This is a genomic window from Pantoea sp. Lu_F5_004 (assembly GCF_051136245.1).
Classification (GTDB): domain Bacteria; phylum Pseudomonadota; class Gammaproteobacteria; order Enterobacterales; family Enterobacteriaceae; genus Pantoea; species Pantoea agglomerans.
In genome coordinates, this window is the sequence record NZ_CP194946.1 from 605,714 (window position 1) to 626,711 (window position 20,998).

At 55.7% G+C, this 20,998-nt stretch carries 23 protein-coding genes and 1 other RNA gene; 9 read left to right on the plus strand and 15 right to left on the minus strand.

Features of this window, described 5'->3' with window-relative positions:
* Window positions 1–9: 9 nt before the first annotated feature.
* The 4 genes from ACR8BN_RS02935 (at window position 10) to ACR8BN_RS02950 (ending at window position 5,012) form a co-directional block, all read left to right on the plus strand.
* Window positions 10–1,140 (plus strand): amidohydrolase/deacetylase family metallohydrolase, encoded by a 1,131-nt coding sequence (locus ACR8BN_RS02935; RefSeq protein ID WP_434747308.1) that lies wholly within the window; start codon window positions 10–12, stop codon window positions 1,138–1,140.
* Window positions 1,124–2,245, plus strand: coding sequence for a DgaE family pyridoxal phosphate-dependent ammonia lyase (locus tag ACR8BN_RS02940; RefSeq protein ID WP_424997697.1), 1,122 nt, complete (start codon window positions 1,124–1,126; stop codon window positions 2,243–2,245). Before ACR8BN_RS02935 ends, ACR8BN_RS02940 begins: the two co-directional genes overlap by 17 nt.
* Window positions 2,242–2,982 carry a 2-dehydro-3-deoxy-phosphogluconate aldolase gene (dagF, locus tag ACR8BN_RS02945; RefSeq protein WP_143991037.1) on the plus strand — a complete coding sequence of 247 codons (741 nt, stop codon included), beginning with the start codon at window positions 2,242–2,244 and terminating at the stop codon, window positions 2,980–2,982. The genes ACR8BN_RS02940 and dagF overlap by 4 nt, the downstream gene beginning before the upstream one ends.
* A 107-nt stretch (window positions 2,983–3,089) precedes the next feature.
* Window positions 3,090–5,012 carry a BglG family transcription antiterminator gene (locus ACR8BN_RS02950; protein ID WP_434747309.1) on the plus strand — a complete coding sequence of 641 codons (1,923 nt, stop codon included), beginning with the start codon at window positions 3,090–3,092 and terminating at the stop codon, window positions 5,010–5,012.
* Window positions 5,013–5,021: 9 nt separating this feature from the next.
* On the opposite strand, the gene ACR8BN_RS02955 is transcribed toward ACR8BN_RS02950, so the two are convergent.
* On the minus strand, window positions 5,022–5,921 hold the full coding sequence (locus ACR8BN_RS02955) for a LysR family transcriptional regulator (protein WP_013359142.1): 900 nt from the start codon (window positions 5,919–5,921) through the stop codon (window positions 5,022–5,024).
* A 129-nt stretch (window positions 5,922–6,050) separates the two neighbouring features.
* Between ACR8BN_RS02955 and ACR8BN_RS02960 the strand changes: the two genes are divergently transcribed.
* Entirely contained in the window at window positions 6,051–6,755 is a 705-nt protein-coding gene (locus ACR8BN_RS02960; RefSeq protein ID WP_010256500.1) for a pirin family protein, read from the plus strand.
* Window positions 6,756–6,807: 52 nt separating this feature from the next.
* Here the strand turns inward: ACR8BN_RS02960 and dolP are convergent, their stop codons facing one another.
* The 4 genes from dolP to ACR8BN_RS02980 are packed head-to-tail and all read right to left on the minus strand — an operon-like array spanning window position 6,808 to window position 10,374.
* Entirely contained in the window at window positions 6,808–7,380 is a 573-nt protein-coding gene (gene dolP / locus ACR8BN_RS02965; RefSeq protein ID WP_010256504.1) for a division/outer membrane stress-associated lipid-binding lipoprotein, read from the minus strand.
* A 14-nt stretch (window positions 7,381–7,394) separates the two neighbouring features.
* Complete coding sequence (gene diaA, locus ACR8BN_RS02970) at window positions 7,395–7,982, minus strand: DnaA initiator-associating protein DiaA (RefSeq protein ID WP_010256507.1); 588 nt, start codon at window positions 7,980–7,982, stop codon at window positions 7,395–7,397.
* A 14-nt stretch (window positions 7,983–7,996) separates the two neighbouring features.
* On the minus strand, window positions 7,997–8,392 hold the full coding sequence (locus tag ACR8BN_RS02975; RefSeq protein ID WP_031594359.1) for a YraN family protein: 396 nt from the start codon (window positions 8,390–8,392) through the stop codon (window positions 7,997–7,999).
* Window positions 8,350–10,374, minus strand: coding sequence for a penicillin-binding protein activator (locus ACR8BN_RS02980; protein WP_109651955.1), 2,025 nt, complete (start codon window positions 10,372–10,374; stop codon window positions 8,350–8,352). The genes ACR8BN_RS02975 and ACR8BN_RS02980 overlap by 43 nt, the downstream gene beginning before the upstream one ends.
* A 62-nt stretch (window positions 10,375–10,436) precedes the next feature.
* Here ACR8BN_RS02980 and rsmI point away from each other — a divergent pair, with 62 nt between their 5' ends.
* The 4 genes from rsmI (at window position 10,437) to ACR8BN_RS03000 (ending at window position 14,042) form a co-directional block, all read left to right on the plus strand.
* Window positions 10,437–11,303, plus strand: a complete 867-nt coding sequence (rsmI, locus tag ACR8BN_RS02985; RefSeq protein WP_031594361.1) for a 16S rRNA (cytidine(1402)-2'-O)-methyltransferase — start codon at window positions 10,437–10,439, stop codon at window positions 11,301–11,303.
* Window positions 11,304–11,336: 33 nt separating this feature from the next.
* Window positions 11,337–11,715: RNase P RNA component class A (gene rnpB / locus ACR8BN_RS02990), an RNA gene on the plus strand.
* A gap of 1,207 nt (window positions 11,716–12,922) precedes the next feature.
* On the plus strand, window positions 12,923–13,615 hold the full coding sequence (locus ACR8BN_RS02995) for a hypothetical protein (protein WP_069025417.1): 693 nt from the start codon (window positions 12,923–12,925) through the stop codon (window positions 13,613–13,615).
* Window positions 13,616–13,628: 13 nt separating this feature from the next.
* On the plus strand, window positions 13,629–14,042 hold the full coding sequence (locus ACR8BN_RS03000) for a hypothetical protein (RefSeq protein WP_244635504.1): 414 nt from the start codon (window positions 13,629–13,631) through the stop codon (window positions 14,040–14,042).
* A gap of 165 nt (window positions 14,043–14,207) precedes the next feature.
* Here ACR8BN_RS03000 and ACR8BN_RS03005 read toward each other — a convergent pair whose 3' ends face one another.
* The 10 genes from ACR8BN_RS03005 to ACR8BN_RS03050 all read right to left on the minus strand — a co-directional run bounded on the left by ACR8BN_RS03005 (window position 14,208) and on the right by ACR8BN_RS03050 (window position 20,980).
* The gene (locus tag ACR8BN_RS03005) at window positions 14,208–15,182 is read right to left on the minus strand and encodes a glutathione S-transferase family protein (protein ID WP_191918268.1); all 975 of its coding nucleotides are present in this window, start codon (window positions 15,180–15,182) and stop codon (window positions 14,208–14,210) included.
* Between the two features lie 76 nt (window positions 15,183–15,258).
* Window positions 15,259–15,672 carry a DoxX family protein gene (locus ACR8BN_RS03010; protein WP_039390592.1) on the minus strand — a complete coding sequence of 138 codons (414 nt, stop codon included), beginning with the start codon at window positions 15,670–15,672 and terminating at the stop codon, window positions 15,259–15,261.
* 202 nt (window positions 15,673–15,874) lie between these two features.
* Entirely contained in the window at window positions 15,875–16,159 is a 285-nt protein-coding gene (locus tag ACR8BN_RS03015) for a YqjK-like family protein (protein ID WP_010256526.1), read from the minus strand.
* Entirely contained in the window at window positions 16,159–16,554 is a 396-nt protein-coding gene (locus tag ACR8BN_RS03020) for a phage holin family protein (protein ID WP_031590952.1), read from the minus strand. The genes ACR8BN_RS03015 and ACR8BN_RS03020 overlap by 1 nt, the downstream gene beginning before the upstream one ends.
* A 2-nt stretch (window positions 16,555–16,556) precedes the next feature.
* The gene (locus ACR8BN_RS03025) at window positions 16,557–16,862 is read right to left on the minus strand and encodes a DUF883 family protein (RefSeq protein WP_010256532.1); all 306 of its coding nucleotides are present in this window, start codon (window positions 16,860–16,862) and stop codon (window positions 16,557–16,559) included.
* 35 nt (window positions 16,863–16,897) lie between these two features.
* A complete protein-coding gene (locus ACR8BN_RS03030; protein ID WP_235764595.1) occupies window positions 16,898–17,272 on the minus strand; it encodes a DUF1090 domain-containing protein in 375 nt (124 codons plus the stop codon).
* Window positions 17,273–17,466: 194 nt separating this feature from the next.
* Window positions 17,467–17,814 carry an EnvZ/OmpR regulon moderator MzrA gene (gene mzrA / locus ACR8BN_RS03035; protein WP_031590949.1) on the minus strand — a complete coding sequence of 116 codons (348 nt, stop codon included), beginning with the start codon at window positions 17,812–17,814 and terminating at the stop codon, window positions 17,467–17,469.
* A complete protein-coding gene (locus tag ACR8BN_RS03040) occupies window positions 17,814–18,488 on the minus strand; it encodes a DedA family protein (RefSeq protein WP_010699781.1) in 675 nt (224 codons plus the stop codon). The genes mzrA and ACR8BN_RS03040 overlap by 1 nt, the downstream gene beginning before the upstream one ends.
* A gap of 324 nt (window positions 18,489–18,812) precedes the next feature.
* Window positions 18,813–19,589: a transcriptional regulator ExuR gene (exuR, locus tag ACR8BN_RS03045; RefSeq protein ID WP_022623920.1), complete on the minus strand. Its 777-nt coding sequence runs from the start codon at window positions 19,587–19,589 to the stop codon at window positions 18,813–18,815.
* 86 nt (window positions 19,590–19,675) lie between these two features.
* The gene (locus ACR8BN_RS03050) at window positions 19,676–20,980 is read right to left on the minus strand and encodes an MFS transporter (protein ID WP_010699779.1); all 1,305 of its coding nucleotides are present in this window, start codon (window positions 20,978–20,980) and stop codon (window positions 19,676–19,678) included.
* Window positions 20,981–20,998 lie beyond the last annotated feature (18 nt).

The following is a 20,998-nucleotide window of genomic DNA, read 5'->3' on the forward strand; positions in this document are numbered from 1 at the left end:
GGAGAAACCATGTACGACTTGATTATTCGCGGTGCGCGTTTCAGCGATGAGCAGGTGGTCGACATTGCGCTGCAGGATGGCCGCATCGCCGCCATAGGCAAGGTGCAGGGCAACGCACAGCACGAGCGCGATCTGGCTGGCCGTTACTACCTCAGCGCAGGCTGGATCGACTCCCACGTTCACTGCTATCCCAAATCACCGATTTATCATGATGAAGCGGATGCGATTGGTGTTGCGCATGGCGTCACCACGGTTGTCGATGCGGGCAGCACCGGCGCAGAGCACATTGATGACTTTTACCGGCTGACACGCGCGGCACAGACCCAGGTTTATGCGCTGATCAATATCGCCCGCACTGGCATCGTCACCCAGAATGAGCTGGCTGACATGAAACAGATAGATGGCGAGGCGGTGCAGCAGGCGGTGGCGCGGCTGCCCGATTTTATTGTCGGCCTTAAGGCGCGCATCAGCAGCAGCGTGGTGGGCGAGAATGGTGTGCAACCGCTGATCAAAGCGAAGGCGATCCAGCAGGAAACCGGCGGGCTGCCGCTGATGGTTCACATTGGCAATAATCCGCCCAATCTCGACCAGATTGCGGATCTGCTCACCACGGGCGACATCATCACGCACTGCTTTAACGGCAAACCCAACCGTATCCTGACGCCGCAGGGCGAACTCAAAGCAGCGGTAAAACAGGCTATCGCGCGTGGCGTCAAACTCGATGTCGGCCACGGCAGTGCCAGCTTCAGCTTTGAAGTCGCCCGCGCGGCGATTGCGCAGGGCATTCTGCCCGACACCATCAGCTCTGACATCTACTGCCGCAATCGTCTGGCCGGACCGGTTCACAACCTGGCGCATGTGATGTCGAAATTTTTCAGTGTCGGTATGACGCTGCCGCAGGTGATTGACTGCGTAACGGTCAATGCGGCGGCAGGACTGCGCCTGCAGCGCAAAGGCCAGCTGAAAGTCGGCTACGACGCCGATCTGACTGTGTTTAGCGTCAAAGAGGAAACCCGGCCATTCATCGATTCAGAAGGTGAACAGGTCGCAGGTGAGAAGCATCTGGTCCCGCTGGCGGCCGTCGTTGCTGGTACGTGGATCGCGACTGAAGAAGGAATAGCGCATGACCTCGGTATATGAAAAGTATGGCCTGAAGCCGGTGATTAACGCCTCTGGCCGTATGACGATCCTCGGCGTCTCTACGCCATCGAGTGAGGTGATCGATACGGTAAAATATGGCCTCGATCACTACTTCGAAATGAAAGATCTGGTGGATAAGACCGGTGCTTATATCGCCGGTCTGCTGAAGGTGGAGAACGCGCTGGTGGTCTCCTGCGCCTCGGCCGGTATCGCCCAGAGCGTGGCGGCGGTGATTGTGAAAGACAACGACTGGCTGGTGGATAACCTGCATGCCGCGCCGCTGACCGTCCCGCATCAGATTGTGGTGCCGAAAGGGCACAACGTGAACTATGGCGCACCGGTCGGCAGCATGGTGGCACTGGGTGGCGGACAACTGGTGGAAGCGGGTTACAGCAACGAGTGCTCACCCGCCCAGCTGGCGGCGGCGATCACCCCACAGACCGCGGCGATCCTCTATGTAAAATCGCACCACTGTGTGCAGAAGAGCCATCTTGATGTGGCGCAGGCCGCAGCCGTTGCGCGCCAGCATGGCGTCCCGCTGATCGTCGATGCGGCGGCGGAAGAGGATCTGCAATGCTACTACCAGGCGGGTGCCGATCTGGTGATCTACAGCGGAGCAAAAGCGATTGAAGGGCCGACCAGCGGGCTGGTGATTGGCCGACACCACTACGTTGAGTGGGTCAAACGCCAGACCAACGGCATTGGCCGCGCGATGAAAGTGGGCAAAGAGGGGATCCTGGGGCTGACCCAGGCGATTGAAAACTATCTGACGCAGCCAAAAATCAGCGGCGCGCAGATGATGGAAAAAATGACGCCGTTCATTGAACAGCTCAACGGTCTGAATGGCGTGACGGCCCGGGTAGTGTGGGACGCAGCCGGACGCGACATCGCCCGTGCTGAGATCAAGTTCGACGAAGCCGCGATCCAGCAGCGCACCGGCGATCTGGTGCAGGCGCTGAAAAACGGCGATGTGGCGATCTACTTCCGTGGATACAAAGCAAACGAAGGGATCATTGAGGCGGACGTACGCAGCGTCAGCGCCGATCAACTGCACACTATTTTCACCCGCATTCAGGCACTGTTAAACGGAGAGAAAAACGCATGACGCTGACCCCAAATTTCTATCAGGATCGTCTCTGCCTTAACGTACTGGCGGGATCGAAAGAGAATGCGAGCGCTATCTGGCAGGCGGCAGAAGGGCATGTGCTGGTCGGCGTGCTGTCGAAAAACTACGCCAGCAATGAAGCCGCTATCGCCGATATGCGCGAGTATGCCGCGCTGATCGATAATGCGCTCTCGATTGGTCTGGGTGCGGGCGATCCTAACCAGTCACAGATGGTGAGTGAGATCGCGGCAGTGCTGCAACCGCAGCATGTGAATCAGGTCTTTACCGGCGTCGCCACCAGCCGTGCGCTGCTGGGGCAGTCGCAGACGATAGTGAACGGTCTGATCTCGCCCACCGGCACGCCAGGGCAGGTGAAAATCTCCACCGGACCGCGCAGCTCAAAACAGCGTGACGGGATTGTGCCCGTCGAAACGGCGATTGCGATGCTGCAGGATATGGGCGGCAGCTCGGTAAAATATTTCCCGATGGGCGGTCTGCAGGCGGTGGATGAGTATCGCGCTGTGGCGGAAGCCTGTGCAAAACTGGATTTCTGGCTGGAGCCAACCGGCGGCATCGATCTGGAAAATTTCGGTGAGATCGTGCGCATAGCGCTGGAGTCGGGCGTCAGCAAAGTGATCCCGCACGTCTACAGTTCGATCATCGACAAAGCCAGCGGAGAGACCCGCGTTGAAGATGTGAAGCAGTTGCTGGCCATTTGTAAAACGCTGCTGGCTTAGAGATCAACACGATCTGCCTGTTACAGGCAGATCGCGCAACATGGACGTTGCGAGACGATCTCCGTAGGCTGATGTTCCCTATTTCTGTCTGCAAACAGGTAACGCTTGTGAGATTTCCCAATCAGCGCCTTGCGCAACTGTTCGATGCCATGCAAAACGAAACGCTGCCTCAGGATGAGCTGGCGCGGCGTTTCGCCGTCTCGACACGCACCGTGCGTACCGATATCACGGCGCTGAATGCGCTGCTGGCAGAACATGGCGCGCAGTTTGTCCTCAATCGTGGCGCGGGCTATCAGCTGAAGATTGAGGATGCTCAGCGCTTTCAGCATCTGCAACAGCATACCGCGTCGCCGCTGCGGGTGCCGCGCACCTCGCCGGATCGGGTTCGCTACCTGCTGACCCGCTTTCTTACCGCCGCCTATTCCCTGAAACTTGAAGAGCTGGCAGAAGAGTGGTTTGTCAGCCGCGCCACCCTGCAGAATGATATGGCGGAGGTGCGCGAATGGCTGGGGCGCTATCACCTCACCATTGAGAGCAAGCCACACTACGGCATGAAGCTGTTTGGCAGCGAAGTGGCAATTCGTACCTGCCTGACCGACCTGTTATGGCAAATCGATCAGGCGCAGCCCGAGAGCCCGCTGCTCACTATCGAAGCGCTGAACAGCGGCATGCTGGAGACGCTGCGCCCGCTGCTGCAAAGCTGTTTTGCTCAGCATAACATTCGGCTCAGCGATGAGGGTGAACGCTATCTGCGGCTTTACTGCGCCGTGGCGGTGCGGCGCATCAGTGAAGGCTATCCGCTTAACGATCCGGGTGCAGAGGAGATTGGTGATGAGGTGCGTGAAGCGGCCCATCACCTGATTAATCTGATGCGCCCGCTGGTCAGCAAACCGATTTCACCGGCGGAAGAGAACTGGCTGCGGGTCAATATCGCCGCGCGACGCATTCAGGCGATTGCTCCCAGCGCCATCAATGCTGATGACGCCGACGCGCTGGTGGATTATCTGCTCAGCTTTATCAACACCCATTACAACTTCAATCTGCAAAACGATCAGCAGCTGCGTGCTGACCTGCTCACCCACATCAAAACCATGATTACGCGGGTGCGCTATCAGATTCATATTCCCAACCCGCTGCTCAGTAACATCAAACAGCACTATCCCATGGCCTATGATGTCACCTTAGCGGCGGTGACCAGCTGGGGAAAATATACCCCTTACGTGATCACCGAGAATGAGATTGGCTTTCTGGTGCTGCATATCGGTGTCGGGCTGGAGCGCCACTATGACGTCGGTTATCAGCGTCATCCGCAGGTGCTGCTGGTCTGCGACAGCGGTAACTCTACGCTGCGAATGATTGAGGCGATGCTGCTGCGTAAATATCCGCAGTTGCAGGTCACGGCCCGCCTGTCCCAGCGCGAGTATGAGGCGCGCAGCCGCATCGACGAAGATTTTGTTATCTCTACCATCCGGCTCAGCGAAAAAGAGAAACCGGTAGTGGTGATGTCGCCGTTTCCCACCGGTTTTCAGCTGGAACAGATTGGCAAGCTGGTGCTGGTGGACCGTACCCGGCCCTATATGCTGGCGAAATTTTTTGATGCCCAGCACTTTCATATCGTCGACAGGCCGATGACCCAGTCTGAACTGTTTCGCCAGCTGTGCGATCAACTGGAGGCGGAGGGATTTGTGGATGCGGCGTTCTATCCGTCGGTTGAAGAGCGCGAAGCGATTGTCAGCACCATGCTCGGCGAAGGCATTGCGCTGCCGCACTCGCTGGGACTGCTGGCAAAGAAAACCGTGGTTTACACCGTGCTGGCGCCGCACGGCATCGCCTGGGGAGACGATACTGCCTATGTCATTTTCCTGCTGGCGATCAGCAAAAGTGAATATGAAGAGGCGATGGCGATATACGAACTGTTTGTGACGTTCCTGCGTGAAAGGGCGATGACCCGCCTGCGGGACAGCACCGATTTCACCCGCTTCAGGGCAGTGGCGATGGATTGCCTGAGCCGCTCCTGGCCCTCGCCCTGAATCGGCGCTTTAGTTTTTCTTCGCCAGCAGGCGCGGGATCTCACGCAGGCACCAGGATTTGGCTTCGCCCATGCTGTCACGCCGCCACGCCATAATAATATCGACCTCGCGGGTATATTCCGGACTCACCACCCGCAGACGGCCTTCCGCAATATCCTGCTCCACCAGCGAATAGGGCATGGTCGCCACGCCCAGGCCAGCCAGCAGCGCACGGCGCTTATCGTCCATGCTGCTCACGGTCAGGCGCTGCTGCTTATCCAGTAACTGCACGGTCAGCACCGGACGCTCACGCGCGGTATCTGCGACCGCAATGCCACGGTATTTCACCCGCGTCACTTCAGACTGGGGCTCAGGCTCGTTATGAATCGGGTGGTCAGCACTGGCGACGTAGACGCTCATCATGGTGTAGAGCTTGCGGGTGTTGATCTCGGTGGAGGCGCGGAAGTGCATATCGGGGGCGATCACGATATCGGCCCGGCCCTGTTCCAGCCGTTCCCACGCGCCCGCCAGCACTTCCGTCACCAGCGAAAATTGCGTATTGGCCTTGTCGGCCAGCCGCGTCACCAGCGGAAACAGTGCATCAATGGGCACCAGCGCTTCGGTGACGATGGTCAGATGGGTTTCCCAGCCACGCGCCAGCGCTTCAGCATCGGTGGTGAGCTTATCCGCCGCTTCCAGCAGCACCCGGCCACGCTCCAGCAGCATGCGTCCCACGTTAGTAAATTTGGTACGGTGACCGGAACGGTCAAACAGCACCACATCCAGCTCTTCTTCCAGCTTTTGCATGGTGTAGCTGAGGGCGGAAGGGACGCGCCCCAGTTCATCCGCCGCCGCGGCAAAACTGCCACGCCGATCAATCGCATCCATAACGCGTAAAGATTCAAGGGTTAACGCACGCTCTTTAGCCATCCCGGTTCTCTGTCAGGAAATTTGAACATGCCCGGCAGATTAACTGGCTAACAATCCGGCGTCCAGACTTTTACCATGGGAGCATATAGTCCGTGGCCGATCCTCGTCACCGGATGCTGGAGGTAAACAATGATAACGACACGCAGTGCGTCCGCATGTGGTCAGGCCGATTTCGGCTGGTTACAGGCGCGCTACAGTTTCTCTTTTGGTCACTATTTTGATCCCAAACTGATGGGGTACGCGTCGCTGCGCGTACTGAACCAGGAAGTGCTGGCGCCGGGTGCCGCTTTTCAGCCGCGCACCTATCCACAGGTTGATGTCCTGAACATCGTGCTGCAGGGTGAAGCTGAATACCGCGACAGCGAAGGCAACACGATCAGCGTGCGGGAAGGGGAGGCGCTGCTGCTCTCTGCCCAGCCGGGTGTGAGTTACACCGAAATGAACCTGAGCAAAGATCGACCGCTGACACGCATGCAGCTCTGGCTGGCCGCCTGTCCGGAGCGTGAAAATCCGCGGATGCAGAAAATTGCCCTGACGGATGGCCGGCTGTCCCAGCTGATCGCCTCGCCGGATGGCATGGACGACAGTCTGCAACTGCGTCAGCAGGTGTGGATTCATCAGGTCGAGCTGGCACCAGGCGAAAAACATTCGCTGCGGTTACAGGGGCCGCGAGCCTATCTGCAGTCGATTCACGGTTCGCTGGAAGCGATGTCCGGCACGGATCATCAGGAGAAGCTGGGCTGTGGCGATGGTGCCTTTTTGCAGGAAGAGAAGCTGTTGCAACTGACGGCGAAAACCGCGACCCGCGCACTGGTCATCGACATTCCCGTCTGAACATCGGGCAATAAAAAAGGCGGCCATGGCCGCCTTTTTTGCGTTTTGCGTACTACTTCAGCATGGTGAAGGCCGTGGTGACGTGCTTCACGCCACTGACGCGGCTGGCGACATCAGCCGCTGCCTGCGCTTCCTGCGGTGTCACCAGACCCAGCAGGAACACTTCGCCATTCTCCGTCGTCACCTTCACGTTGGAGGATTTCACCTGATCGCTGCCCAGCAGCTGCGAGCGGATTTTGGTGGTAATCCAGGTGTCTGACGACGTGGTGCCCAGCGTCACTTTCTGGCCGATACGGATCTCGTTATAGACCTCGGTTGCGCCATCAACGCCCATGGTGATCTGTTTGGCACGACCGGCGATCTCCTGCGAAGGCGCCTGACCGGTCAGCAGCACTTTGCCCTGATAGGCCGTGGCAATGATGCGGGCATCGGTTTTAATCTGCTGATCTTTAGCCAGCGCGTTAGTCACGCGTAGCTCCAGCGTGCTGTCATCAACCTGCGTACCCACCGAGCGTGGATCGGTGGCCGTTTTAGTGGCAACCGCTGCGCCACCCGCCACAACCGCAACGCAGCCCTGCAGCAGCATGGCGGTTAACAGAATAGCTATAGCATTCAATGCTTTCATTCGTGCTCCTTCGGTCATTCCTGATGGGGAAAGAGAGTGTTATCGATCAGATCGCATAAGCAATTAACGGTGAGCATATGCATCTCCTGAATACGGGCGCTGCGGTGCGACGGAATGCGGATCTCCACATCCTGCGGACCCAGCAGTCCGGCGAGCTCTCCGCCATCATACCCGGTAAGCGCAACGATAGTCATATCGCGTGTTACCGCCGCTTCTACGGCCTTAACGATGTCACGGGTGTTGCCACGGGTTGAGATAGCCAGTAACACATCGCCTGCGTGTCCCAGGGCGCGCACCTGCTTGGCATAGATTTCATCGTGCAGGCGGTCATTACCAATCGCGGTCAGCATCACGTTGTCGGCACTCAACGCCAGCGCCGGTAAGCTTGGGCGTTCGGTCTCGAAACGGTTGATCATGCTGGCGGCGAAGTGCTGTGCATTGGCGGATGAGGCACCGTTGCCACAGCTCAGGATTTTATTGCCATTCAGTAACGACTGCACCAGCGTCATAGCGGCGCGGGAGATGGCATCGGGCAACGCTTCGGCTGCGGCAATCTGAGTTTGAATACTTTCGGTAAAACACGCTTTAATTCTGTCCTGCACACGACCACCTGGTTCTAAACGTCTGCATTAAAGGCATTCGGCAGCCACTCGAGCGCCGTGCCGGTAATGGCGATGATGTCGAAACGGCAATTCACTGTTTCAAAACTGCCGCCGCGTTGCGCCAGCCAGAGAGCGGCAGCGCGCAGCAGCTTTTGTTGTTTATTCCGGGTTACGCTGGCGAGCGCGCCACCATAACGCGCATCGCGTCGGTAGCGAACTTCAACAAACACCCAACAGTGCCCGTCACGCATTATCAGGTCAAGTTCACCATTGCGAAAGTGAACATTACTGGCGACCCATTTCAGGCCAGCCTGCTCCAGATAGCGCCGGGCATCTTCTTCATGCCTGGCGCCAGTCTGACGCCGATTTAGTTGGCCGGTGCGATTTCGCCCCGACGATACTGGTTCCATGTCAACTTCCTGTTGATCACACAATCCGTGTTGGCGCTGAGCTTGCCGGTATTGCCGTCCAGCGTAAAGCCAGGTGACTGACGCATCTGGTTAAAGTGATTCGCCAGCGTCCAGGCATCCATTCCCATTGCATAGAGACGCACCAGCGAATAGTCATTATTGAATGACTTCGACGTCTGCTGCATCAGGCCAGGATTGCTGCCGGAGAGCAGCGGAATATCGCTGAACTGCAGGCCATCCATTTCCAGACGGAAGTCCGGGCCGGCACCTGCCTGCGCACTGCGCGAACTGGCGTAGAGCGAGATATTGCTGCGACTGCCGGTGCGCATGGTGATCATCGGTTTGATCAGCTGCAGTTCGTCCTGCGTTGAGACGATGTAGACCGCATCGACGCCACCACCGCTGCTGGTGCTGACCACATCTGGCGTGTTCTGCTGCGGTGCCGGGATAGTCAGGCCCGCAATCGTAACACCCTGCGGCTCGGCAGGTGCAGCGTTCACTGGCGTACCGGATAAGCTGATACCCGCGCCGCTGTTAATACCCTGTTTCAGCTCTGAGGTCGAACCAAAGCGCTGCTGCATCACCGTGCTGCCACCCAGCGTCTGCCACTCCTGAGCAAAGGCGTTGGTGACGCGATCGCCCAGTCCGCTGCGCGGAACCAGCAACAGCGGCTGGCGTTTGCCCTGATCCCAGATATGGTGCGCCGCATCACGCGCTTCGTCTTCAGGAGAAAGCGCAAAGTAGCAAATATTCGGATGGTTCTGGATCTTTTCCGGCTCGTTGAGCGCCAGCACATTCAGTGGCGTCTGGCTGTTGGCGACCTTCTCAACGTTGCTCTTCAGCAGCGGGCCGACCACGATGGTGGCACCATCCTGCTGTGCCTGTTGCATCACCTGCTCAATCGGCTGGCTGCTGGTGTCATAGACCTTGATCTGTGCGTTGCTGGCCGGTTCTGCGGCAGCAGGCTGAGATTGAGGCTGTGGCGTCGTGTCGGCAGGCTGTTGCTGCTGCGGCGCGCTGATTGGATCGGTGGAAGAACCAGCAGCGGCAGCGGGTTGGGTGCTGGCGGTTGCATCAGAAGCGGCGGGCTGAGCTGCCGCAGGCTGAGCGACCGGCGCGGAGATGCCATTCTTCGCATCATTAAAGCCTTTCTGAATCGCGTTGGCGAACACCTGCGCCTGGCCATTCAGCGGCAGCAGCAGCGCGATGATGCTGGTTGAAGCTTTGGTGTAGTTCTGCATCTGGCTCAGCTGCGTCGGCAGCGTTTTGGCCGCCGGGTTCTGCGGATAGCGGGTCTGCCAGTCTTTGATGCCTGACTTGAGCATCTCAGCATCCTGCGTGTTGGCGCGCCAGACCGCGAGCAGATCCAGCCAGCCCTGCAGCACATTTTCATCGGCATTGATGACCAGGTTGCTGACTTCCTGCGGCGACATCTGGGTCAGTGTCTGCCAGGTGGCGTCGATATTGCCCTGATGATCGGTGCCTTTCAGCAGCGGCTCCTGGGCAATATAGTTGCGCAGCAGCGAGAGTGAAGGGCGACCCTGTGCGCTGGCAATCTGCAGGCTGTAATAACGCGCCAGCTGATCCTGCGACAGTGCGCCGGTTTTCACTGCCGCTAACAGCGGTTCGGCGTCTTTGATCTTCTGCTGTGCAATCAGCAATTGCGCTTTCAGCAGCAGGGATTCCTGTTGCTGCGTCTCAGAGAGCTGCTGCGGCAACTGGCTCAGTTGCTGAGTCGCCTCAGGATACTTTCCTTCCTTCAACAGGGCGCGGATTGCAAGTAATTGCCAGTCGGTCTTGCTATCATCGCTGCTTTGCTGCGCTTGCTGCAGATAGTAAGCGGAGCTGGCTGTGACGGGCCCCTGAATATTGACGGTTGAGGTTTGCGGCCCCTGACCGCTACATGCGGCTAAAATCAGCCCAGCAAGAATGACAGGCAGAAAGCGTCCTGCTTTATGACGAACGACTTTTGAAGGAAGCATACTGTATCCAGTGATGTTTTTTTCAAGATGCTCAATATTAAATCGGCAATTCGGATGAAACAATGAAACAACTCGATCGGGCAGAGATTTCTGCCAGCACGCTCTACATCGTTCCAACCCCGATTGGTAATTTGGGTGATATCACCCAGCGGGCGCTGACGGTGCTTTCGAGCGTCGATCTGGTCGCTGCGGAAGATACACGTCATACCGGACTGTTGCTACAACATTTCGCCATCAATGCGCGACTCTTCTCACTTCATGACCACAACGAGCAGCACAAGGCTGAACTGCTGCTGACGAAGCTGCAGGAGGGTCAAAGCATAGCCTTAGTTTCTGATGCTGGCACGCCGCTGATCAACGATCCGGGCTACCATCTGGTGCGTCGCTGCCGTGAAGCGGGCATCCGTGTGGTGCCGCTGCCGGGCGCCTGTGCTGCCATTGCTGCATTAAGTGCTGCAGGACTGCCATCCGATCGTTTCTGTTACGAAGGGTTTCTGCCCGCCAAAACCAAAGGCCGTTGCGACGCCCTGCGGGCGCTGGTGCAGGAGCCGCGCACGCTGATTTTCTATGAGTCGACCCACCGTCTGATCGACAGCCTGCAGGATATGGTGAGTGAGCTGGGTGCCGAACGCTACGTGGTGCTGGCGCGCGAGCTGACTAAAACCTGGGAGTCGATCTACGGTGCACCGGTCGGCGAGTTGCTGGCGTGGGTAAAAGAAGATGAGAATCGTCGCAAAGGCGAGATGGTGCTGATTGTCGAAGGGTACAAAGTTGATGATGACGATGCGTTACCGGCCGATGCGCTGCGTACGCTGGCGCTGCTGCAAAAAGAGCTGCCGTTGAAACGCGCGGCTGCGCTGACCGCTGAGATCCACAGCGTGAAGAAAAATGCGCTTTATAAGTATGCGCTGGAGCAGCAAGAGGCGTGACAAACGCCGGCGAATGTCCTATTATCCCGCGCCGAAGCTGACCAGACAGTCGCCGCTTTGTCGTCGTCCTCACTTGTGGGGAGACGGGCAGAGGGGAGGAAAGTCCGGGCTCCATAGGGCAGGGTGCCAGGTAACGCCTGGGAGGCGCAAGCCTACGACCAGTGCAACAGAGAGCAAACCGCCGATGGCCCAGAAATGGGATCAGGTAAGGGTGAAAGGGTGCGGTAAGAGCGCACCGCGCGACTGGCAACAGTTCGTGGCACGGTAAACTCCACCCGGAGCAAGGCCAAATAGGGGTTCACAAGGTACGGCCCGTACTGAACCCGGGTAGGCTGCTTGAGCCAGTGAGCGATTGCTGGCCTAGATGAATGACTGTCCACGACAGAACCCGGCTTAACGGTCAGCTTCGACTTTTTATCAAAAACCCCGCTTCGGCGGGGTTTTTGCTTTGTGACGCGCGGTGACAGGATGAATGACTGCCCACGACGCTTTCTATGAAAAGAATGCGGCTTAACGGTCAGCGTCGGCTTTTTATCAAAAACCCCGCTTCGGCGGGGTTTTTGCTTTGTGTTGCGCGGTGACAGGATGAATGACTGCCCACGACGCTTTCTATGAAAAGAACGCGGCTTAACGGTCAGCGTCGGCTTTTTACCAAAACCCCGCTCCGGCGTAATGCTGATCAGTTAAGATTAGATTTGTAGAGGCTGTCACGGTCAAACGTGGCAGCTTTTTTTGTGGGCGAGCGAGCCGCAGTGCGGGCCAGCGCACCGCTGCTGCTGCCGGGCCGTCCTCGCGCCGCTCACGCGGTGCCTTCGGCTTTGACGTCGTGCCGACGAACCGTTCGGGGATCGGCCCTCCCTGGCCGGCCCCGAACTGTCCACGCTTCCCGGTGTGGACTTCTGGCCCGCCATCACGCCTCAGCGCTGCGGATAGCCCTTTCAGCAACAGAGGCGCTCAGGCCTCCACTCTCGTGCCCTTTTTAACAGCACGCACCAGAAGCTTAAGAGCAGACTGGTGGTGATCAGGAGCAGGCAATCCGCAGCGCTGAACAGAATGAGTCTGCCAGGAGAGCCCGCAGGACGCGGGCGAAAGGCGGGGCGGCACAGGATGTGCCATCCCCGGCGGTCCGTCAGGCAGAGGAATGAAGTGAAGGAACCGCGCAGCGGCGCGAGGACCGCCAGCCCCTGAGCGACACCAGACTGCGTTATCACCTGTCGTTAACTGACTGGCATTACCGCTTCGGCGGGGTTTTGCTTTGTGGGGTATAAGCATGCAGCGATCAATGTCGAAGTTTGGTGCATCATGCTCAGCGTCCCTGGGCAGACGACTACAGAGAATGAAAAACTTTTTGCATTTACATCAACAGCAATTACAGCTTCATATACATCACAAAGTCGAAGCATTGCCTATATAGCAAAATATTCGATACTGAGTACAGGTACAGCTAATACCGGTGCATCATTTTTCGCAGGTTACCGTACACCTGGTATTCACTAAATAGAACTTTTCCTGTGGTTTGTGCTTATTGTTATTGTGGTTAAATTTTGTAATATTCCTTACAGGGTAAATGGAAATTAAATAGAGGGAATTATGACTCGTGGATTTGTGAGGTACCCAATTTGAGCAATCGTGGAGAAATCCTGGATTCATCCCGATTTGGTTCAGAAAACGGGATTAGGCATGGGCTTCTTTATTCAGGAGTGCTTGGCTGGCTTGATATGGGTCACGCTCGCGGAGATGATGTTCGTAAACTTATGGCACAGTTCTCCAATGGTGAAGCTGGCAGCGATTCTTATTACCGGGTGCGTTATGAACAAACTATGGGGATCAGCCGGTTTGCTACTGGTCGCTTTAATGTCTGGGAGATAAAAAAAGGGAGAACTCTCACAGAAAGGCAGAGTATTGCATTGGCGATGATGATGAGTACTGCTGTCGCTTTTGAAAATTGGCAGTCAATGCCCTGGTTCAGTTGGTATACTGATAGCGGTTTCAGTGGCGAGGATCTTGTGTCGGACTTATTTGGTTTCTATAAAGTTAATTATCCCCGCGTATATTGGGGAGAACTTAAGATTGCCAGCAAAGAATCAGCCCTACGCCGATGGGACCATTATGGACCAATTAGTCGTTATAAGAACACGGGTTTTTTACCCTTGTTATTTCCTGATCCTATAGAAAAATTCACCTGCCCACGCCCTTATAAAGGTCAGCTTCCGCGATTTATGAAACAGGTTATGCCATATAAATTTACTCCGAATGATGACATAGTGCGACGGTCTAATGATAAAGCCGGAATCATTAACGCATTTCAGTAAACAGAGAGTGAAAATGTTAAAAAGGATCGCTGCAATCGGCGCTGTCATTATCATTATTTTCCTGCTGATTGATTGTAGTATGCAGAAGGTGGCTGAACGGGATGAAGGTTACACTCAGTCAAATCTATGGGCATATTATCTATACACTGACAGGGATATCAGGAGGGCCCCACGTGCTTCTGAATCATATCATTTTACGTTTACCGCGCAGGATGGTAGTCAACCGCAGGAAAGTAGTATTGTTTACAGCACGGATGCTCCTTTAGTTGAGGTTAAAAATTATCTGGCGTCCTTAGGTTACAGGGCGGTGGAGCATAATGGATTGTCTGAAAAATGGGAAAAGGAAGGCAATGTTGCGCCTTACTTCTATATATCTCATGACAGCAAATCACATTCGCTAACGCTAAGTAAGGTAGATTTTCGCTGACAATCTTTAGGGACCCAATCTCCAGCATTAATCAAGCGACTCTTCCCCCCAAAAACAGATACGCGACGTGTGGTTAAAGCAATCTGCCTTAACGGTCAGCATCGGCTTTTAACCAAAAACCCCGCTTCGGCGGGGTTTTTGCTTTGTAGGGTATGTGCAGGCAGCTTAACCGCGGCCGTGCGGCTCATCCCAGTCAAACGCCGGGCCCAGCGAAATAACACCATTCGGGTTGATGGTCTTATGGCTGCAATAGTAGTGATGACGAATATGCGGCAGATTAACCGTCTCTGCGATACCAGGCATCTGATAGATATCACGCAGGAAACCACTCAGGTTTCTGTAGTCATTGATGCGATGGCGATCGCATTTAAAGTGGGTCACATAGACCGGATCAAATCGCACCAGCGTGGTCCATAACCGCAGATCCGCTTCGGTCAATTGATCGCCAGTAAGATAGCGATGCTGGCCTAAAATCTGCTCCAGCCGCGACAGCGAATGGAACAGCGCAGTGACTGCCTCGTCGTAAGCGGACTGAGAAGTGGCAAAGCCTGCTTTGTAAACGCCGTTGTTCACGGTGTCGTAGATCCAGCTATTCAGTTCATCAATCTTTTCGTGCAGTGCAACAGGATAATAATCCCCGGCACGGGCACCGACAGCATCAAACGCACTGTTGAACATGCGGATGATATCGGCAGACTCATTGCTGACGATGGTGTTCTGCTGCTTGTCCCACAATACCGGCACGGTTACGCGGCCACTGTATTGCGGATCGGCGTGCAGATAGAGCTGATAGAGGAACTCATTCTGGTAGAGCTTATCGCCGGTCGCATCCTGAAAACTATCATCGAAGGTCCAGCCATTCTCCAGCATCAGCGGATGCACCACGGAAACATCGATCATGCTATCCAGGCCCTTCAGCTGACGCATCAGCAGTGTGCGGTGTGCCCAGGGGCAGGCCAGTGAGACATAAAGATGATAGCGGTCGCGTTCGGCGACAAATCCCGCTTTACCCACCGGACCGGCGCTGCCATCCGCGGTAACCCAGTTGCGGAAAGCCGACTCTGAACGCTTGAAACGTCCGCCGGTAGATTTAGTGTCGTACCAGGTGTCATGCCAGACACCGTCAATTAACTGTCCCATAATGGCTCCAATGCAAACAGGGCGGGGAAATGTCCCCGCCCTGCTAAGTATATGTGGCATTACGCTTTATGTGAGATTAGCGCGCAATCGCTGGCTGTGGTTTTCTTTTGCTGATCAGGCGATCAATGCTGTATGCACCAGGACCCACCAGACCTAACACCAGGAAACCACCGGCGATAGAGAGGTTCTTCATGAACATCAGCTGGTTCACGCCTTCGGCAAAGTTACTGTGGAACAGAAACGCGGTCAGGATGGTGAAGCCTGCAGTAAACAGGGCAGTGAAACGGGTCAGGAAACCAAACAGGATGGCCAGACCGCCACCAAACTCCAGCAGGATAACCAGCGGCAGCATAAAGCCCGGGACGCCCATTGCTTCCATATATTGCTGAGTGCCTGCATAACCGGTGATTTTGCCCCAGCCAGCCGTAATGAACAGGATTGGCATCAGGATGCGAGCCAGTAACAAACCAACGTCTTCGAATTTTTTCATCATTTACTCCAGCGCTATCAGGGATGCAGGGCACGCTGCCCGCAAGGTTTATGCCCGCTGAAAGCAGTATTGCGTTCATTGGGTTGATAGCTGGAGATGATAGTCGCGGAGTGGAAAGGTTGTAAGCGAGATATACTGTCAGTGTTTTTCAGAAATTCTGATGAAGAAAAGCCGGCCTTTTCAGGACCGGCTTTTAGCAAAATTAACGCGGTGGCAGAGCGGACTTGATCATGCGCCAGGTACTCCAGGCGCCGAATCCCCGTTTTACCCAGCGTAACAGCATGTTGGGACTGCGAACGGAGTAGATGGCCAGCGCGCTGCTCCCAATGGCCAGATAGCGGCGTAAGCTGAGGAAAGTGAACCAGCCGCGATCGTAATGGGCGGTGCCTTCCAGCCAGTCACGCCGCGCAGCGCTTAAATCCAGCCGCTGCTGCTGCACATGCTTAAGCAGTTCATGGATGCGTTCTTCACGCTCGCGGCGGCTCATCAGCGCTGGTCCTCAAGTAAATCCCGGTCTGTTTCCAGCTCCTTGCGCGTGTGGCGCAACAGCGTGGACTGACGTGATTTTCGAAGCGTCCAGAGCCCCAGAATAACCGCCAGCAGTAGCAGCGTGCCGGTCGTGATGCCAATGGCCATCAGACGGTACTGCGCATCCACTGCCCAGATAATCAGAACCATCAGGCTCATCAGACCAAATGCAGTGAACAGCATTGTCAGGCCAACCATCAACAGCAGCTGAATCAGGTTAGCTTTCTCGTGCTCCAGTTCCACCACTGCCAGACGAACGCGCGTCTCGACCATGCCAACCAGCGTGGTAACAATGCGCTGGCCGATGTTAATGACCCCTTTAGCCGGGCCGTGGTTATGCTGTGAGTCAGCCATAATTATCGACGCGAAATGAGCATGCCCAGTGCGACGCCAATCGCTGCACCGATACCCACACCATGCCATGGATTTTCACGCACGTAGCCTTCGGCTTTTTGCGCCGCTTCGCGGGTGGTCGCAGCAATGCGCTCGCTTGATTCGCCCAGACGTTCACGTGAGCTATCCAGCGCCACACGCGCTTTATTGCGAAGTTTATCCAGCTCGCCTTTGGATTTTTCAGTGCTGCTGCTCAGCACCTCTTCCAGGGTATCGGCAAGGTTTTTCAGTTCAGCACGCAAATGTTCCGATGATGTGTCTTTAGACATAAAATACTCCTTTAACATCAGTTGGTTAGTTCCGATTAATAGGGCTCCGCCTGTAACTTTTTCAGCTCCCGGCGCGCTTCATCCAGTTTTTGTTGTCGCTTAGCAATCTTCTCCTTGTCATGGCCCTCTTCACGCTCTTCCCTGAGTGCGTGCTCACGCTCAGCAACTTTCTGCTTCTGAACGTTAATTCTTTCCAGATGGGCGGCCTCGAGCTTTTTGTCGCTGCAATCGGCCCGGACTTCGGTCAGCGCGCGCTCCAGTCCGTTAACCCGGCGCTGGTTGTTATGCTTCTGCGCCATCCCGATTTCACGCTGAATATCCTGCTCTTTCTGCTCACACAGCGATTCTGACGCCAGCAGCGAACCCGACAGCGAAAACAGCGCGACTCCCAGTAGTACTTGATATTTCATTGGTCCTGGACCCTTCCATTGCGACCTGATCCGTCATCACCCGCGTAATCATATGACTGCGGGTGCTATGAATCGACTCTCGCTTAAGCATAGACACCCATAGTAAAAAGTTCAAAGAAGACCGGGAGATAGAGCGCCTTTCAGACCGCCGAGCGATGGCGCGACGGTCTGAAAAGGAGAGGGGAGTCGGGAGATTACGCCAGTGAGAGGTGCTGAGAGTGATCGTGCTGCGCCACAATAAAGCCCTGTGGCAGCAGACGGCGTAACACCTTCTGGGCCGCCAGGCTCTGCTCTTCGCTATCAAAATGGATGATCAGTGCATCACCCGCAGGCGTAATGCTTTTGATACGAATACCCTGCGCACTTAATTGCTGGTAGAGATAAAAACCATCGGGCAGAGTTGCGCCAGCATGGGAAACCCGAATCTGCACCACCGTCTCGTGCTTCATCAGGCCGGGGACCACACAAAGCGCGACCAGCGCAAAGGCGCCAGCGATCAACCACGGTAACCACCGTTTAGGAATAGCCTGCAGCAGTTTCATTACTCGGCTTTCCCGTTCTGATTCGCCTGACGCTTACGCCATATCACTACCAGCGATCCCACCAGACCAAATACCAGCAGCGCCAGCGGCAGCATCATCAGGAAGAACATCATCTCATCTTCATAACGACGGAAAATCGGGGTTTTACCCAGCGCGAAGCCGATAACGGTCAGAATCACCACCCACAGGAACGCACTTACCCAGTTGAAGAACTGAAAGCGGGCATTACTGAGGCCTGACAATCCAGCGATGGTAGGCAGCAGAGTACGCACAAACGCGATAAAACGACCAATCAGCAGGGCAGATAAGCCGTGACGATGGAACATGCTGTGCGCGCGCAGATGATACTGGGCGGGAAGATGGGAGAGCCATTTCTGCACCGTAGGCGTGTTACCCAGCCAGCGGCCCTGTAAGTAGCTCACCCAGCAGCCAAGACTGGCACCGGTCGTTAAAACCAGAATCGTCAGGGGGAAGCTCATGGTGCCTTTGGCAATCAGTACGCCGACCAGAATCAGCAGACTGTCACCCGGCAGAAATGCAGCGGGAAGAAGGCCATTTTCCAAAAACAAAATCATAAACAGCACGCCGTAAATGGCCCATACCAGCGTGGGATCGGAGAGGGTTTCGTAGTCCTGCTGCCAGAGGGCATGCAGCAACGATTGCAAAATATCCATCAATTCATTCCTGAACATCATTGTTAAACATGTCCCACAGGGACTTAAACGCAGACCGGCATTTCGTTATAAATTTTAGGAGCGCAGCCTGGGCGGGATTTTCCGGATCCTTCCAGAATTGATTGTTAAATCAGCGACTTTATAACCCCCAGTCGCAAAGGGTAATAAAAGGGCGATAACTGTAACAAAAATCGCCTGTCTGAGACAGGAAAACTCTCTGGCGAACAGGAGTTTTACCTTGTGAAACGGCGTGTAAAAAGGAGCTTTACATGACCTGACACTATTGCAGATTAACTGACCGTCTCAGGGCATTTTCAGGCACTTTTAGCGGGCGTTATTGGACCCATCAGGCAGGATGACCGGATTCTCACCAAACATGTATCGATCCACGTTAAATTCAAAATCATCCGCCGTCGCGTTAAACAGCATCTGTTTAGTATTTTCCAGATGTTGCCACATCGCCAGTTTGCTGGCGGCGGGATCTTTGCGCATCAGAGCTTTAAGAATCTGATCGTGGTCGTCACACCAGCTGAGAATGCTGCGCTGGTCGATGTGTTCGTGAAGTTTGAGCCAGTAAGGATTGTGCAGGCGATGCAGCCACATTTTTTCAACGATGGCGGCTAAGGCACTGTTCTGGGTGGATTGCGCGATACGTACATGAAACTGCATATCCCACTCGGAGTCGCGGAAGTGATCCTCCTGTCGGGCTTTTTCCTGAATCGCCATCAGGTCGATAATGTCCTGGCGCGTTACCTGAGTTGCAGCGAACTCGGCCACATTACTCTCAATCAGCTGACGAGCCTGGAGCAGTTCGAAGGGGCCAAAAGTGGCGAACTCCAGCTGACTGCTGGTGGAGGCGATGCGGTTCTGCTGCTGGCTGGCAATGACGTGGATGCCCGAGCCTTTGCGGACCTCAACATAGCCTTCAACTTCCAGCATGATGATCGCTTCGCGTACGACGGTGCGGCTCACTTCCATCTCTTCGGCAATCAGGCGCTCAGCAGGCAGTTTGTCACCCACCGGGTAGATCCCGGTTTCAATGCGGCTTTTCAGCTCGCTGGCCAGCTGTTGATAAAGTCGACGGGATTCAGTGAAGTCCATAGCACAATCCTGGTAGCAGACAGATAAGTTGTTATACCACTTCAGGAGGTGCGAGGAAATGGGCTGGCCTGCGCCAGCCCGGCAGATCAACTGCGAACGGCGCTGGCCTGCGGAATAACGGCTTCGGCATTCAGCTCTGAAATGGGTTTATTTTTCAGAACCGTCCAGATAACGACGGCACCCAGCAGATCAAACACCGCCAGCGCGGCAAACAGCGGGCTGAAGCCCAGCGTATCGGCCAGTGCGCCTACCACCAGCGCAAACATGGTACTGGCGGTCCAGGCTGCCATGCCGGTCAAGCCGTTAGCCGTAGCGACTTCATTGCGGCCGAAAACGTCTGAGGAGAGGGTGATCAGCGCGCCAGAGAGGGCCTGATGCGCAAACCCGCCGATGCACAGCAGACCAATGGCGACGTAGGGGCTGGTGAACAGGCCGATGGTGCCCGGCGCAATCATTAACACCGCACCCATCGTCACGACCATCTTGCGGGAGACGATCAGGTTAACGCCGAACCAGCGCTGAAACAGCGGCGGCAGATAGCCACCCAGGATGCAGCCGAAGTCCGCGAACAGCATCGGCATCCAGGCGAACATCGCAATCTCTTTCAGATTGAAGCCGTAAACCTTAAACATAAACAGCGGAATCCAGGCGTTGAACGTTCCCCACGCCGGTTCTGCCAGAAAACGCGGCAGGGCAATACCCCAGAACTGGCGGTTACGAATAATCTCCAGTGCTGACATTTTGCGGGTGTTGCCGGTCTGATGCTGCGCTTCCTGACCGGAGATAATATAGTCGCGCTCTTCATCGCTCAGCTTCTTCTGCTGTTTCGGGTGTTTGTAAAACACCAGCCAGCTGAGTGCCCAGGCCATGCTCAGCACACCGGTCATGATAAATGCCATCTGCCAGCTGTGCGCCACAATCGCCCAGACCACCAGCGGCGGAGCCAGCATCGCACCGATAGACGAACCCACGTTAAAGTAGCCCACGGCGACCGAACGCTCTTTAGCCGGGAACCATTCGCTGCTCGCTTTCAGTCCGGCCGGGATCATCGCCGCTTCAGCCGCACCGACTGCGCCTCGTGCCAGCGCCAGTCCGCCCCAGCTGCCCGCCATCGCCGTAGCGGCACAGAAAATCGCCCACATAATAGCAAACACCGCGTAGCCGACCTTGGTGCCGAGCAGATCCAGTACATAACCTGCCACCGGTTGCATCAGCGTGTAGCAGGCTGAATAGGCCGCAATTATGTAGGAGTACTGCTGCGTGGTGATATGCAGCTCTGACATTAATGTCGGGGCCGCCACGGCAATGGTGTTACGGGTCAGATACCCCAACACCGTACCGAGCGTCACCAGTCCAATCATGTACCAGCGTAACCCTTTGATCTTACGCATCCTCTACCTCTTCCAGTT